Annotated in this window: 16 protein-coding genes; 10 read left to right on the forward strand and 6 right to left on the reverse strand. The window is 40.4% G+C overall.

Annotated features, from left to right (window positions below):
• Positions 1-7 precede the first annotated feature (7 nt).
• Genes BKK47_RS07450 through BKK47_RS07465 form a run of 4 tightly spaced genes read left to right on the forward strand, consistent with a single transcriptional unit; the run spans position 8 to position 5,121 of the window.
• Positions 8-2,875 carry a conjugative transfer ATPase gene (locus tag BKK47_RS07450; protein ID WP_077494232.1) on the forward strand — a complete coding sequence of 956 codons (2,868 nt, stop codon included), beginning with the start codon at positions 8-10 and terminating at the stop codon, positions 2,873-2,875.
• A complete protein-coding gene (locus BKK47_RS07455; protein ID WP_077494233.1) occupies positions 2,847-3,284 on the forward strand; it encodes a hypothetical protein in 438 nt (145 codons plus the stop codon). The genes BKK47_RS07450 and BKK47_RS07455 overlap by 29 nt, the downstream gene beginning before the upstream one ends.
• A 27-nt stretch (positions 3,285-3,311) precedes the next feature.
• Entirely contained in the window at positions 3,312-3,617 is a 306-nt protein-coding gene (locus BKK47_RS07460) for a hypothetical protein (protein ID WP_244149123.1), read from the forward strand.
• Positions 3,618-3,627: 10 nt separating this feature from the next.
• Positions 3,628-5,121, forward strand: a complete 1,494-nt coding sequence (locus tag BKK47_RS07465; RefSeq protein ID WP_077494235.1) for a conjugal transfer protein TraG N-terminal domain-containing protein — start codon at positions 3,628-3,630, stop codon at positions 5,119-5,121.
• A gap of 26 nt (positions 5,122-5,147) precedes the next feature.
• Here BKK47_RS07465 and BKK47_RS07470 read toward each other — a convergent pair whose 3' ends face one another.
• Positions 5,148-5,525, reverse strand: coding sequence for a hypothetical protein (locus BKK47_RS07470; protein WP_077494236.1), 378 nt, complete (start codon positions 5,523-5,525; stop codon positions 5,148-5,150).
• A gap of 191 nt (positions 5,526-5,716) precedes the next feature.
• Here BKK47_RS07470 and BKK47_RS07475 point away from each other — a divergent pair, with 191 nt between their 5' ends.
• Positions 5,717-5,896, forward strand: a complete 180-nt coding sequence (locus BKK47_RS07475; protein ID WP_077494237.1) for a hypothetical protein — start codon at positions 5,717-5,719, stop codon at positions 5,894-5,896.
• Between the two features lie 36 nt (positions 5,897-5,932).
• On the opposite strand, the gene BKK47_RS07480 is transcribed toward BKK47_RS07475, so the two are convergent.
• From BKK47_RS07480 to BKK47_RS07490, 3 genes are read right to left on the reverse strand one after another with little or no spacing between them, the layout of a single operon-like run.
• Positions 5,933-6,358, reverse strand: a complete 426-nt coding sequence (locus tag BKK47_RS07480; RefSeq protein WP_077494238.1) for a hypothetical protein — start codon at positions 6,356-6,358, stop codon at positions 5,933-5,935.
• A gap of 47 nt (positions 6,359-6,405) precedes the next feature.
• A complete protein-coding gene (locus tag BKK47_RS07485; RefSeq protein WP_077494239.1) occupies positions 6,406-8,412 on the reverse strand; it encodes an integrating conjugative element protein in 2,007 nt (668 codons plus the stop codon).
• Positions 8,413-8,426: 14 nt separating this feature from the next.
• Positions 8,427-9,350, reverse strand: a complete 924-nt coding sequence (locus BKK47_RS07490) for a TIGR03756 family integrating conjugative element protein (RefSeq protein WP_077494240.1) — start codon at positions 9,348-9,350, stop codon at positions 8,427-8,429.
• A 133-nt stretch (positions 9,351-9,483) separates the two neighbouring features.
• Here BKK47_RS07490 and BKK47_RS07495 point away from each other — a divergent pair, with 133 nt between their 5' ends.
• Positions 9,484-10,389 carry a hypothetical protein gene (locus BKK47_RS07495; RefSeq protein WP_158074756.1) on the forward strand — a complete coding sequence of 302 codons (906 nt, stop codon included), beginning with the start codon at positions 9,484-9,486 and terminating at the stop codon, positions 10,387-10,389.
• Here BKK47_RS07495 and BKK47_RS07500 read toward each other — a convergent pair.
• Together BKK47_RS07500 and BKK47_RS07505 are read right to left on the reverse strand one after the other, a co-directional pair.
• Complete coding sequence (locus tag BKK47_RS07500) at positions 10,382-10,642, reverse strand: hypothetical protein (protein ID WP_077494242.1); 261 nt, start codon at positions 10,640-10,642, stop codon at positions 10,382-10,384. The genes BKK47_RS07495 and BKK47_RS07500 overlap by 8 nt on opposite strands.
• Positions 10,629-11,069 (reverse strand): TIGR03757 family integrating conjugative element protein, encoded by a 441-nt coding sequence (locus BKK47_RS07505; RefSeq protein WP_077494243.1) that lies wholly within the window; start codon positions 11,067-11,069, stop codon positions 10,629-10,631. The genes BKK47_RS07500 and BKK47_RS07505 overlap by 14 nt, the downstream gene beginning before the upstream one ends.
• Positions 11,070-11,449: 380 nt before the next feature.
• Here BKK47_RS07505 and BKK47_RS07510 point away from each other — a divergent pair, with 380 nt between their 5' ends.
• From BKK47_RS07510 to BKK47_RS07525, 4 genes are all read left to right on the forward strand, one after another.
• Positions 11,450-11,806, forward strand: a complete 357-nt coding sequence (locus tag BKK47_RS07510; protein ID WP_077494244.1) for a hypothetical protein — start codon at positions 11,450-11,452, stop codon at positions 11,804-11,806.
• 84 nt (positions 11,807-11,890) lie between these two features.
• On the forward strand, positions 11,891-12,124 hold the full coding sequence (locus BKK47_RS07515) for a hypothetical protein (protein ID WP_077494245.1): 234 nt from the start codon (positions 11,891-11,893) through the stop codon (positions 12,122-12,124).
• Between the two features lie 253 nt (positions 12,125-12,377).
• Positions 12,378-13,316, forward strand: a complete 939-nt coding sequence (locus tag BKK47_RS07520) for an ArdC family protein (protein WP_077494246.1) — start codon at positions 12,378-12,380, stop codon at positions 13,314-13,316.
• Between the two features lie 84 nt (positions 13,317-13,400).
• On the forward strand, positions 13,401-13,613 hold a 213-nt coding region (locus BKK47_RS07525; protein ID WP_143529598.1), incomplete at its 3' end, for a hypothetical protein.

Here is a 13,613-nt window from a genome sequence, read left to right on the forward strand (position 1 = left end):
ACGGAAAATGGCATTATTTAATGATGTGTTAGAGGCTTTCTTGCCTAATAAAAAGAGACCGCCTCATCAGCCTAAAGCGAAAAAAACAGTCAAAAAGGACAACCGACAATCTACACCGGATGAAGATGAGGCGAGAGAGGACTTCGAGATTCCTCAACCGATTCTACGTAATCGGAAAATGACCAAAGCACAGCATATTAAAACGCTTTATGGGCGTGATCCGTCTTTTATCACACACCTTCCTTATGCGGAATATTTAACTGAAGAAAGCGTCATGCTATTTGATGATGCCAAAAGTGCCGGCGTGGTATTTGACGTCAAGCCCATTGGAACGGAAGGGCGGAGTAGCGATTATCTTAATCGTGTTCGCTCTTTAGTGAAAGATGCATTACAAGACAGTTTTGATGAATTGGATACGAACCCTTATGTGGTGCAGTTTTATTGTCAAGATGACAAAGATTTAAGCGGTTATATCGAAAATCTGAGACAGTATATTAAAACAAATTCGCCGGAAGCTCATGGTAGCGAATTTACTGAGCAATGGCTCCGTGAAATGGAACGGCATTTAAAAGCGGTGGGAAAACCCGGAGGGCTTTTTATTGATGATCGGGTGACCAATACCGCTTGGGCCGGTAAAGTGCGTAAGACCCGTATGGTGATTTACCGTTATGCGGGGAATAACGAGACCGATACAATTGAGAAATTAAATACCGCCTGTGATCGTATTCAAAGTGCCTTTATTACCGCCGGATTAACATTAGAGCGTCAAAATGAGGCACAGATTCATCGTTGGTTATTGGAATGGTTTAATCCGAATCCGTCACGCTATTTTAATGGGCTAGATGATAAGGCTTGTTACGACTTGCTATCACTTTCTCCCCGCTCGGCGGATTTATCGTTACAAGATCAGGATTTTAGTGAGAATCTTTTTTTTACCCCACCGGAAAGTAAAAATGGCTACTGGTATTTTAATGAACAACCCCATGAGGTGATTATCGTTGATAATATTCGTAAACAGCCTGATGTTGGCCACATGACCGGTGAGGTCACACGTGGTCGTAATATTAATGCACTTTTTGATTTACTGCCGGAATCGACCATTATGGCGATGACGGTGGTGATCCATCCGCAAGATAAATTGCAAACCCATTTGGATACGTTGAGTAGTCGGGCAGTAGGGAATAACTACGAATCCATTTATTTAAAACAAGATGCGAAAGCAGCAACCCAATACTTTAAAGATGGGCATAAGTTATATCAAGCCGGTCTCGCTTTTTATGTTCGCGGTCAAGATGAACAAGAGTTAAGAATCCGCTCAAGAGAATTAAGAACGGTGTTACTCAGTAATAATCTTGTGCCGGTTAAAGAGGGAAATGAAGTCGCCCCCTTGAATAGTTATTTGCGCTGGTTGCCGATGAATTTCAATCCCCAACTCGATGCGAAATCACGTTTCTACACCAAATACTATTGGGTACAGCATATTGCGAATATGTTGCCGGTCTTTGGTCGTGAAACCGGAACAGGTCATCCTGGCATTACTTATTTCAATCGTGGTGGGAGCCCATTTGATTTTGATCCGCTCAATCCTAAAGATCGGACTAAAAATGCACATAAACTTATTTTGGGACCGACCGGTTCGGGAAAGTCAGCGACATTGACGGCTCAGATGGCGCAATTAACGGCGGTTCATCGTCCCCGGTTATTTATCGTTGAAGCAGGGAACTCTTTTGGTTTATTCGCAGATTATGCAGAGCGTTATGGACTGACTGTTAATCGTGTGTCACTTGAGCCAAGTAGTAATATTGCCTTGCCACTTTTTTCTGAAGCACATCGCCTGTTAGAGATGGATGTCGAGCTTGAAGTCGAAGATGACGATGATAACGATGATGAGGGCGAAGAGCAGCGTGATTTACTTGCGGAAATGGAGTTGACCGCACGATTGATGATAACCGGCGGTGAGGCGAAAGAAGATGAGAAAATGAGCCGGGCTGACCGCTCTGCCATTCGACAAGCGATTTTACTTGCCGCGGAAAAAACCTCAAAAGAAATGCCGCCTCGTCAAGTCCTGACCGGCGATGTGAAAGCTGCTCTTGAAGAGTTAAGCCGTCGGGAGGATATTCGTCCGGAACGTGTATCTCGTCTTGCGGATATGGCTGAAGCGATGGATATGTTCTGTACCGGGGTAAACGGTCGTTTCTTTAACCGTGAGGGGGAAATTTGGCCGGAAGCGGATATTACGCTTGTGGATTTGGCCATGTTTGCCCGGGAGGGTTATGAGGCAGAATTAGCGATTGCGTATATTTCTCTCATCAACCATATCAACTCATTGGGCGAAAAATATCAACACAGTTTCCGCCCTATTGTGAATATTACCGATGAATCGCACATTATTACGGTCAATCCGCTCTTAGCTAAATTCTTGGTTAAAGGTTCCAAAATGTGGCGTAAATTGGGTATTTGGTTGTGGCTGTCCACACAAAATATGACTGACTTCCCGGATGAATCCGATAAATTACTGAGCATGATTGAATGGTGGGAGTTACTCAACCTTTCTAATGATGAAGTGGAGCAGGTCAATCGGTTCCGGCGTTTATCTGAAGCGCAAAAAATCATGTTACTTTCTGCGAAAAAAGCCGATAAAAAATACACGGAAGGCGTTGTATTGGCAACCAATATGGAAGCCTTGTTCCGCGTCGTACCGCCAAGTCTTTACTTGGCACTCGGTATGACGGAAAAACATGAGAAAGCGCAACGGAAACAATTGATGATTGAACATCATTGCAGTGAATTGGATGCCGCATTAATGGTTGCAAAAGATTTAGATAGAAAACGGGGGATTGTAGTCAATGACGAATTTAACTCAATCGCAGCCTAATCTGGTTTTTCATCGTATTTTTGAGATCGGGCCACGGATTCAATCTTTGTCTTTCACCTCAGATGAAGTGAAAGCGCATTTATCGCACTTTATCGCTCAAATTAAAGCAAGAATTGGCACCAATTGTTCGTTAAGTGCATTCCCTCAGCGTATTTTCACTCAGTCGAGTTGGAAACTTCACGCTGAAGGGAGTTTGGGGGAGGTGCATTTATTGTTTAATATCTCAGGACGTTTTCAATTGCCTTCACTCCCATCAGAAAATTGGCCGGCACGTTTGAATATCGAATTAAGCGATCACGTTGATGCCTATTGGTTAATTCAGTATTTGCTTTGGCAACTTAATGCAACGTGGTGTCTCTCTGCCGACTTATCCCCAGTTTTTGGGGATAACATTGTTAATAATGAATAGGGAGGCGTGATGTCACAAGGAGAAAAGATGCCATCAAAAGGATGGCTTAAAAATGTACTCCGTTTTATGTTCTTCCTGATTCTTTTATTCCTGGTACTTATCGTTATCGGAGTCTTCGCTGCAGAATATTTACAAGATGTGGATATTCGCGCCTGGTTTATTAAAACACAGTGGATATGGTTTACGGTTCGGTTGATGCTTTATGGCGTGATTGGATTCATGGTGTTATCCCTTTCCCGTCGTCATCCTGGTTCGATGCCGGCAAAAGCCAAATGGTTAATCGCCATGGTTTTAATCTTTGCCGAAGCGATTACACAAATTACCCTATCCTGAAGGAGGAAATATGACATTTTCAGTTGATAGTTATATGGAATACTTCCTGACATTATTGGGATGGCTGCTTAATAACGGTGTTTTTGCTTTATTTGTTGGAACCGGCGTGTGGCTTATTCCTTTAGTTGGGATGATTTTTAAAGTATGGCGTGATGTGGCCAAACAAGGGGATGATGAAGGTGAGAAAGGCGATCTTCTCATTCGTTGGCTGTCATTGGAACTCATCCCGGCCATGTTTATTGTCGTTTTAACTCTTGCCCCGATGTTTACGATCTCATTAAACAATATTGAATATAATGAGCGAGCCTCTATTCAATGTGGTTATAAAGTTCCGTCACCGGAAAAATCCGGTTATGCACCATTTGCCACAACATTTAGTAACAGACAGGCAAGAATGCCGATTTGGTGGATGTTTATGCACAAAATCGACAAAGGTTTTACTTATGGTATGACGGCCGTTCTACCTTGCCAACGCGATTTACGCCAAGTGCGGTTTGAGGTGCAACATCAAAAAATTACTAATCCGGCATTATTAACTGAAGTTGAACAGTTTGTACAACAATGCTACGTTCCCGCACGTCAAAAATTACAAACTAGCCAAGTATCATTAACACCGGCACAAGTTCGCGAAACGTCCTGGCTAGGCGGAAAACTGCTTATTTCCAACAGTGAGCTGTATCCACGTTTTCGCGCGCAACAGCCTATTAGCACGTTCCCCTATGATAGCACGCGAGATACGGCATTACCGGATTCCGGGAGAGGTGGATTTCCAAGTTGTGATCAATGGTGGGATGAAAGTAATGCCGGGTTAAAATCACGTTTACTTACCGATATGCGTCAAAACCTTTCAGCTCAAGTCAGTGATTTCTTTAATTCGGTGAGTAATCGAGATGAAGCCTTGTTAAGAACGTTACTGCGCGCTGAGAATATGGATATTTCAAAAGGGAAAATGTATCAGGGGTATGGTGGGAGTGTTGATGCCGGATTTTGGAATGCCGTTACCCGTTTAACATCAACAGTGGGAACGGCTGTCGGCAGTTTAGCAATCTTCCCCGGATTAGATGCGATGCGTCAAGCACTGCCTATGGTACAAGCCTTCATGATAATGGCATTAATCATTCTTATCCCGATTATCACGATTTTAAGTGGCTTTTCAATTAAAACAGTGGTGACGTTAAGTTTTGTGTATTTTGCGCTTGTCACCACCTCTTTTTGGTGGGAATTAGCCCGGTGGCTAGACTCGTTTATGATTGAGATCATGTATAGCTCACCTTCACACGATATGTTGAATATTCACTTCTTAGAGAATGCACAAGATGACATTATCTCAAATTTTGTGATGGGGAGTTTATTTATTATTTTACCCGGGTTGTGGTTTGGGGCTATGACTTGGGCAGGGATTAACGTGGGCGGTACAATGTCTCAAGCATTAAGACAAGGTTCTAATCAGGCGAGCACTGCTGGTGGAAAAGGGGCAGGAATAATTGAAAGTAAACTAAAATAGCAAAAAGGGGATTGATATCCCCTTTCTCATTTTATCTCATAAAACTCATCCATGTATTTAAATGTATCTATATCATCCTCTGTATCTATTCTTGTTCCATTGGCATAAAACCCAACGCCTTCAGCACCATCTCTGTAACCATCTTCTTCAGGTGATGCGCCATCTTTAAGTAATTCGGGTAACAACGATATTTCTTTTACTGATTTATTAGTATCTTCGATGTCATAGTCAGTGTGATTTGATGTTTTTGCTTGAGAAATAATGACCCCGGCTAAAACAGGGCTTGCAGCCAGCGCAGTTGCCGCTACAGCAACTTTACGTGGTTTTTCCGGGAGAAAGGACAAAGTGCGGTCAATTTTCTTAAAGAATCGCCCCACAGAATGACCAAATTTTTGTGCATTCATGATTTTCTCCTGTTCGATAAATATACTAACTTTTCCCCAGTATACTCTAATTTTTTTTCCATTAAAACCCGGTTTTTTCTATAAAAAGTAGAAATTTTGCGAGCCATATCGCAAATTTTATTCCTTACACCTGACAGCTTTAAATTATTTCTTTATTTTAACGATTGTTCTTAGAAGGATAGGAGGAAAAAATGAAAAGGAAATTCAAACAATGGCTTATTGGTTTAAATGAAGAAATGGTTAATGAACTCGGTATTGATGAGATCATATCATGCCTCGATGACGATCTGAATATTATCCATGGCAATGAAGAAGAACATAAAATTTTAGATAATTTTATCCATATCTTTGAAAAAAATAAGCGGGGATAAGCCGCTTATTTTCGTTTTTAATAACCTATGTCAGGTTTATTCGTCGATTTGAAGCTCAAAATTTCGTATAACCGGTTTTTTCGTGTTACATACTACATATTCTTTCGGATTGGCATCACCTGTTACCTTGAATACGCCGGCATAAAGTGGTTTGGCATCACCCATTGATTCACGATATTGAACATAATAGCTATCTTGTTTATCGGTAAATTCAAGCGAAAACAAGATGTAACCGGAACGATTGGATACATGAGTATTGTCACGCTTTTTCATCTCTTCAAAGACATTGCTAACCTTTAAATCTTGATAGGATAAAACATAATCTGCCCCCACTTTTTCAACCTTAACCGGCTTACCGTTTTTGGCTGTACACGAAAAGATAGGATTGACGGCAGCTTGTGCGGATATAGCGCTAAAAAGCGTGCCAACTAATACCGAGAGCTTTAATGCTTTTTTATTCATACATTCTCCTTTTTTGATTGAATGATTCCGTCAAATTATACTCGCTTTTACTTGCCAAGAATATAATCAGCTTCCTGATTTCGACGTCTGGCATTGACACCATTATTATCAACCTGACGATTACGTATAGCGTTAGCCAATGCCGTCATATCACCGGTTCTCGCTGATTCTTGAGCAGCCGTAATGACACTTTTAGTTCTCGTTAAGGAACCATAATTATAGGCGTATGACGTCAATACTGCTTGCGCTTTTGGTGGTAATTTATCCCAGGCTTCCGGTGATATATCACGTTTTACCCGATTGGCAAATTCTTGGGTACGGCGGGCTAAATCCCGCTCTGCATCTTCTCGAGATACACTCATTCCCGGTGTCACTTTTACGATAGTGCCATCTGCTTTTGTAATTGTATCTGATCCATAGCCGGCACGATGAGCATTCACATCCCAATCTGCTTTGCTGATAAAACCTTCAAATTTTCTTAACAATCCGGTGGCTTGCTCAAATGCGTTTCCTTCAATAGCCGAGATTGAGGGATAAGTTGAATTTCCTATTCCGGTAGAATTAGCGGTACCTCCGGTTCCTGTGTAAGAGTATGAGTTTGATGGTTGAGGAATGTCAAGGATGACATTATTTCGTGGAATATGGATATTATCAGCTTCAGCTAATTCGGCTGTATTGCGGTTAATACCATTGGCTAAATCGCTAATCCGTTTATCGACGCTGTCACGTGCGACATTTGAGGTGCCGGCATTGTATTCACGTAATTCTTTGTTTTGTAGAATGGCCACAGCAGAATTCCCGGTAAGTGATTTTTGCAAATCAATTTCCATTCTAATTTGGCCAATTTCACGGTCAATTAATGTTAATACTTTTTCTAATTCTACTTGTGCATCTTGGTTATTAGCCACATTAGGTTCACGCATACCGGTTAATACCGAACGACGTGCAAGAAGCATTTTCTCCATTGTTTTGGCGACAGCAATTTCGCTGGCTAAGCGTTGTCCTAATACTTGTGCATCCGGATCTTCTCGTAACGACTCAATTAAGCCTCGTGTCACCGGAACGGTGGTTGAACTCAATTCAGCAAGGACTTCAACCGATGGCGTATTCATATTGAGTGCTTTTTGCAGTTGTGTAACTGCTTTAATGTTTTCTTGCTCGATTTCTTGAGTAAGCCCAACGCCGGCACGGGAACTACTTGGTGTACCACAATCGGTTTTACAGGTTGTAATCTGTTTTTCACCAATAACGTTTGTGAGCCAATCGGTCATGTCTTTCGGGTTATCCCAAGTTTGACAAAGTAAACCGCTACAATTACTTGTCGATACTCTTCCGGTATCTAGTACATTACGTTTGTTTTGCATGTTGTAGCCGGCTTTAGCGACATCTTCAACAATTTTGATGGGCTCTTGTCCTTGACCGCCTCGTTTTTGTCCGCCTACCCATTCTTTCCCCTCTCGACCTTGTGATTCTTCCAATTTTTTCTTGGCTCGGGTCGCATCCGGCTCATCAGAAGTTATCTTTTTATAGGATTCCATATCCGCACTTTCTGACCAACGCCCATTTAGCGTCAAGTCAGCCAGTTTTTTCGACATTTCTTCACAACTTGTTTTTAGATTATTAAAGTCAATTCTACCTTGATAAAGACCATTGGTAAGAATATCGTAGAGCTGTGGGTTAGCTCGTTGAATAACCATGGCAGGAAGGCTCGCAACAGCGCCTGTTGCAGATTCAATAACGTTACTGTAAAGATCTTTAAATCCTTCCGTTAAACCGTTTAACTGGTTTTTGATACTCGTTTTAATATCAAAATTACCGCACATTAAATTGGCTTTCCAACCAATACCAAATTCGGCTGCCGGAATTGAGCCACGGCTAGGTGGAGCCATATAACCGACACCGCCGCCAATTTGATAGAATACTTTATCTGACAAAATAGAATCGGCTTTATTGAAACTGAATGCATCATTTGATGCAGATGCCGGTATCGTTGCAGATAGAATTGCGCATGATATTGCAATATAGGATGCCTTCACAGCATGATGGAGTTTCATATTCAATTCCTTTATTAGTTAGACCAATCAACACTATATAAAAATGTTTGTCCCCGTCGTTTACAGCATTTATAAGGGCGCCATAATGCCCAGGCATAGCTTCCATTTTCTGAAAGCATACTTGGCGGATTATCCGGGAATATGGCACAGGACTGAGATGTTTGAGGATGAAGCTGTTGCCATTTATGAGTTTGAGCATTACCTTCTTTTACAGGCGATGGGAACCACTCTCCATTACTTGGATTGTCTTTTCTTGCAATGGGAATGTAGATATGGGGTTGGATCGTATTTGTCACGACATCAGCAACACGATGTGCGGTGACGGCAGAAGCTTTGTAGTCATGAACTTGGGTTACCGTACCTGCACGTGGGTAAATATTTCCCCATGTATCACCATTGACCCGAATTTCTCTCATGCCTGGGATCAATGCTTCAGGGTAAACCATTTCCGGTACGCCAAATCGCCAAGCAAGGAAATCAAGACTACTTAAATAATAAGGAACAAATGGGGTTGTTTGGCTTTTGCAATAGTAGCCGATACTGTTTAGCAGTTGACTAATTGCGCCTTGAGGATGACCAATCACATCGACGTTTTTAAAGGTTGCTTGCGAGTAATTTTTATGAGGTGATTGATAATCGCCACCTTTTACACCTTGGCTCACAATATTCATTTCAGACCAAGAATTTTGTCCTTCATGGTTATAGCTGGATACCACGACTTCGGGAAGATAATGTTTTACTTTCGTAGAGGTTCTTACTTTACACCCAAATTGGGTGCAGAATAACCAAAAACAGGTGCCTACCACTTTATAGTCAAGGCAGCTGGTTGATGCACTTGATGCCATAATTGAAGCTGTATTTATTGATGCCTGAACCGAGGATGAGGCAATAGCCGCAACAGAAAGCCATTTGGCAAATAAAGTGCGGTATTTTTTCATTGTTTTTCTCTCCATTTTTATATTTAGAGTCAAGGGACACACTACAAAACCTGATTATCAAAATGAAGAAGAAACTGTGTTAGAATTCAAGAGAATTATTAATACATTGGGACAGTTAAGAGGTTATTCTAATATGGATAGAATTAAGTTTTCTGTGACTGAAAAACAAAGTTATCCGGTCGAGAAGGATTTATTTGAAAGGAAAACAAGAAAAAGTTCACCTTTTTATCAGGATACAAAACACAATGAAACGTCACAGTTTGCTGTCTGCCCGGAATGCAATAATCCTGTACAAGTTATAGGATTATATAAATCACTTAATCATACCGAAAAACCATTTGCCAAACATTGTGGGAAACCGGTTCCGGGAATTGGTTGCTATAACAACACTAATTATGAATATTGCCCATATCGAGCAAAAAGAAAGCATTATACGAAAGAAAGCAGAAAGGGAAGTTTGGATGAGGTCGCCATTGAAATTATCCGTAGAATGGTGCTTTATTTTGATAAAATTATCTACTTATTGCAATCCCAAATAGGGTTCTTCATCAGCCCGACTTTAGCTGAACAAATGTTAAGGGATTTTTTTAATGCCAAAGCCTATTTATATCATGGTGCGACATTACGGAATATGCCGTTAATTTTAGCGTACTTTTCGTTGAACACGAGTATTGTTGGAAGAAAAGTTTTTTCTGATGAGCTTACAAGATACATCAATCGGACAGATAATCTGTATATTGATGAGCATTCTCAAATTAGATCAAATCAATATTCCAACGCCGGTTTTTATTTTCTTGAGCATAAAACCCATCTCAATGAGCACCACCTTTCCGAAAGTATTGTTTTTAAAATTACTCAGGGCAGCTTTAATGATGGTGAAGACATTTATGAGAAGAAACTTGATTTTGATAATAACCATATCGAAAACTTACTAAATTACATACTAGAGAATATAAGCGAATATCATAAACAAAAAAATGCAACACTACTAGAAATTGCCCAAAGTGTTGCATCGGATTACGGATTTAAATTTACGTAGTGTTATCTTTTAGTGGATTGGAACGTTTGAAACGGTTTGAAATCTCACACCACCAGGTTATGTCAATCGGAGGAATAGCCCCTTCATTTTCTGCAAATTTCAAACATTCTAGAAGTGTTGAAAGTGGTAAGCTAAATGAATGGTGCTTATCCTTTAAAGCAAAATAAAGTGGCTCATCGCAGTCGGGACAATTACAACGGTTTTCTTGCCCTTTGAATATAGCCGGATTAGCAAAAAAATTATTTTGGTTCATCGTTACCTCCGTTTTTCATCCATCGTTGCCATTGTTGTTTTGCTTTAGAGACATTCATTTCTCCATAAATGACGCTATCTTCTTGTCCCGGAGACCGAAATAAAATTGCCGGAACTTTACGGATTCCATTTTGCCAGCCACTTATGAGCCCTTGATAAGACTGTTTTAGTTGGATTTCTGATTGTTTCCATTCCGCTGATTGAAAAAATTGCTCGGCTTGTCGTGTGGCAGTGGACGGGTTCGTACTTAACTGTCGGCTAACCTTGTCTTCCCATTGTTCAACTTGATCGAGGTAATAGACCTGACTTGCCAAGTCTGTGTGAGAAACAGGGTAATATTGCGTGGAGTACACGATGATTGTCGGGTTCTCTTGAGCAAAAACAAATAGTGGTAACGTGAGAAGAAACAGCGATTTTTTTGTAAGCATGACTATCCCTTACTATTCAATCTAGATAGTTGCCACATTAGCGAAATGATGAGCGGGAATATAGGGTAAATTATTTTTGATTTTGAGATAAATTATCCATTTCCAAAAAACAATTTTTCATGGTGAGGAAACGATGTGATTAGGTATGATTTGAGGTAATAAGACGCTGTTAATCAGCCCTTATAAGTTGCATGATTCTTGAAAAGCAACGCCTTGCCTTTGAGTAAGTAGAATCACAGCCAAAATGTTATCCAGCATTCTGAAAGGATACTCTACATATGTAGGAATGCCACCTAAAAGACCTTCCGAGGGAAAATGATTCCCTTGGGGCATATCATTTTTCTGAGGAATTTTTTTATTTCACAATTAGGAGAATGATTATGTCCTCATCTACCCATTTGGAACAATATGATGTTCCATCAAGTACCCTTATCGACAAACCAACATTTTCATTTCGTATTGGTAAATACCTAGGACGTTTTTTCGTTGCAGCTAAAAACAAAGCAACGGATAAATACAAACAGGTCACATCAGGCATCAATCAAAGTATTGAAGATGAAGAGGCTCGCCGACTCATTGAATTGCAGATGGTGTTAGATAGCCAAGCAGCAGAATACGAAGCAATGATTAATGATGTGCAAAAAACGTGGTTAAAACGAACTACGTTATTTAGCCTCTTATTTCTTGTTGTGGGGATCGTCGGTACGGTGGTAACTCTTTATTATCTTATGCATTGATTTTGCATAATCCATTCATTTTCAACCCTAAAGGGAATTTTACCCTTAGTGGTGAAAGTATCCCCTTATTATAGGAGATAATTGATGAAAGTGACATTACACAATAGTTGTTACGCTTTTTTAGCCCAACATCACTCACCTGAAGCGTTTATCGAAGATATTCAGACTCAAGCTCTTGAGGCCTGGGAAAAGCGGGGGAAGGATGAAAATTCTACCCGCATTATAGTGAATATTCCTAGTGAGCATGGGCAGCTTTATCATTTCTTTACTGTTTCGTTATATGGCAACCGAAAGGACTTGTTAAGTGTAAAAGCGTAAAGATGGTTTGCGTAAACACATTAGTTGAAGTTAAAGCATTATTGATTTAATTTCTGCACTTTTTACCAAAGCCTTTAATCCCGCTATATTCAGGGATAGAGGCTTTTTTCATTGTCTCTTTGGGAATGTGTTTCTAGGAGAGAAATCTTTATTCATAATGAATTTTGACCGCACTTTTTAAGTTTGGGCAAATTTTACCCTGATGGGAACAGTTCCCATCGGGAGGCTGTTCCCTTTATTTTGGAGAACAGCCATGAAAAAACAAACTCAACCTAAAGATTTATACCAACAAATCACTGATCAAATTGTGGAAGCCCTAGAACAGGGAACAATGCCTTGGCAAAGACCTTGGGATAATGGTTGGCCACAAATGTCGATTCCGTGTAACGGCGAAAGTGGGCGTCAATATTCCGGTATCAACGTGCTTTTACTTTGGATGAGCTCCCTTCAAAAAGGGTTCAAACAACGTAAATGGGTCACATTTCAAGGGGCAAATCACTTAGGCGGACAAGTTCGCTCAGGTGAGAAAAGTACAGTCATCATTTTCTATAAACAAAATATGTCTGAAGAAAAAGATGATGACGGTAATGTGATTTTTGATGAAAACGGTGAACCGAAAATGAAATCTTCAGTGTTCATTCGCGGCCATCATGTGTTCAATATTGAGCAGTGTGATGGATTAGAAGAATACTATGAAGATTTTCCTGCACCGGAAACTTCATCAGCGATGAGCCCACGTCCGGATTTAGACGTGTTACCCGCTAAAATGGGGATGCAGTTATATAACAAAGTACAAGATCGGGCTTGTTATATCCCTAAGCGGGATTGTATCGTGATGCCGGATTTTGAAAAATTCAATACGGCTGACGATTATTACGCCACACTTTTACATGAATGTGGTCATGCAACCGGGCATAAAGACCGGTTAGATCGTGATGGTGTCGCCAGATTTGATAAATTTGGTTCTGAACGTTATGCCTTTGAGGAATTGATTGCCGAACTGACTAGTGCATTTACCTGTGCACATATGAATGTTTGCAACAATATTTCGCAAAATGCGGCGTATATCGATCATTGGGTTCAAGCATTGAAATCCGATAAGAAAGCGATTTTTCGTGCCTCATCACAGGCACGGGAAGCAACGCAATATCTGATTGATAAATTCAATCAAGAAGAGAGCCTTGCCGCTTAAGATTTTATTTACCCTAACAGGGATACATTATCCCTGTGGGCATAGTGTATCCCTTCTATTTTTAACTTAATAGGAGATTACACTATGCCAAATTGGTGTCAAAATGTACTGATTATTGAATGTTTTGATGAGCAACGGGCGCTATTTTGTAAAAAGCTCTTTTCACTTGATGAAAGAGGTCAATATTATCTTGACTTTGGTCAATTAGTGCCGATGCCCAAAGCATTATTAAAGACAACGTCGACTTTTAATGAGCACTACAAATTGCTCCAAATGGATGTTCACAAGCGATTTTCA

The sequence above is a fragment of the Rodentibacter mrazii genome, from assembly GCF_001998825.1.
GTDB lineage: Bacteria > Pseudomonadota > Gammaproteobacteria > Enterobacterales > Pasteurellaceae > Rodentibacter > Rodentibacter mrazii.

Coding starts and splice junctions, on each gene's coding strand:
- BKK47_RS07505 (WP_077494243.1), bottom strand. CDS start 11,069: ATGCTTACAAAAAAATCGCTGTTTCTTCTCACGTTACCACTATTTGTT.
- BKK47_RS07495 (WP_158074756.1), top strand. CDS start 9,484: ATGGATAGAATTAAGTTTTCTGTGACTGAAAAACAAAGTTATCCGGTC.
- BKK47_RS07470 (WP_077494236.1), bottom strand. CDS start 5,525: ATGAATGCACAAAAATTTGGTCATTCTGTGGGGCGATTCTTTAAGAAA.
- BKK47_RS07480 (WP_077494238.1), bottom strand. CDS start 6,358: ATGAATAAAAAAGCATTAAAGCTCTCGGTATTAGTTGGCACGCTTTTT.
- BKK47_RS07500 (WP_077494242.1), bottom strand. CDS start 10,642: ATGAACCAAAATAATTTTTTTGCTAATCCGGCTATATTCAAAGGGCAA.
- BKK47_RS07490 (WP_077494240.1), bottom strand. CDS start 9,350: ATGAAAAAATACCGCACTTTATTTGCCAAATGGCTTTCTGTTGCGGCT.
- BKK47_RS07510 (WP_077494244.1), top strand. CDS start 11,450: ATGTCCTCATCTACCCATTTGGAACAATATGATGTTCCATCAAGTACC.
- BKK47_RS07450 (WP_077494232.1), top strand. CDS start 8: ATGGCATTATTTAATGATGTGTTAGAGGCTTTCTTGCCTAATAAAAAG.
- BKK47_RS07465 (WP_077494235.1), top strand. CDS start 3,628: ATGACATTTTCAGTTGATAGTTATATGGAATACTTCCTGACATTATTG.
- BKK47_RS07455 (WP_077494233.1), top strand. CDS start 2,847: ATGACGAATTTAACTCAATCGCAGCCTAATCTGGTTTTTCATCGTATT.
- BKK47_RS07485 (WP_077494239.1), bottom strand. CDS start 8,412: ATGAAACTCCATCATGCTGTGAAGGCATCCTATATTGCAATATCATGC.
- BKK47_RS07520 (WP_077494246.1), top strand. CDS start 12,378: ATGAAAAAACAAACTCAACCTAAAGATTTATACCAACAAATCACTGAT.
- BKK47_RS07475 (WP_077494237.1), top strand. CDS start 5,717: ATGAAAAGGAAATTCAAACAATGGCTTATTGGTTTAAATGAAGAAATG.
- BKK47_RS07460 (WP_244149123.1), top strand. CDS start 3,312: ATGCCATCAAAAGGATGGCTTAAAAATGTACTCCGTTTTATGTTCTTC.
- BKK47_RS07515 (WP_077494245.1), top strand. CDS start 11,891: ATGAAAGTGACATTACACAATAGTTGTTACGCTTTTTTAGCCCAACAT.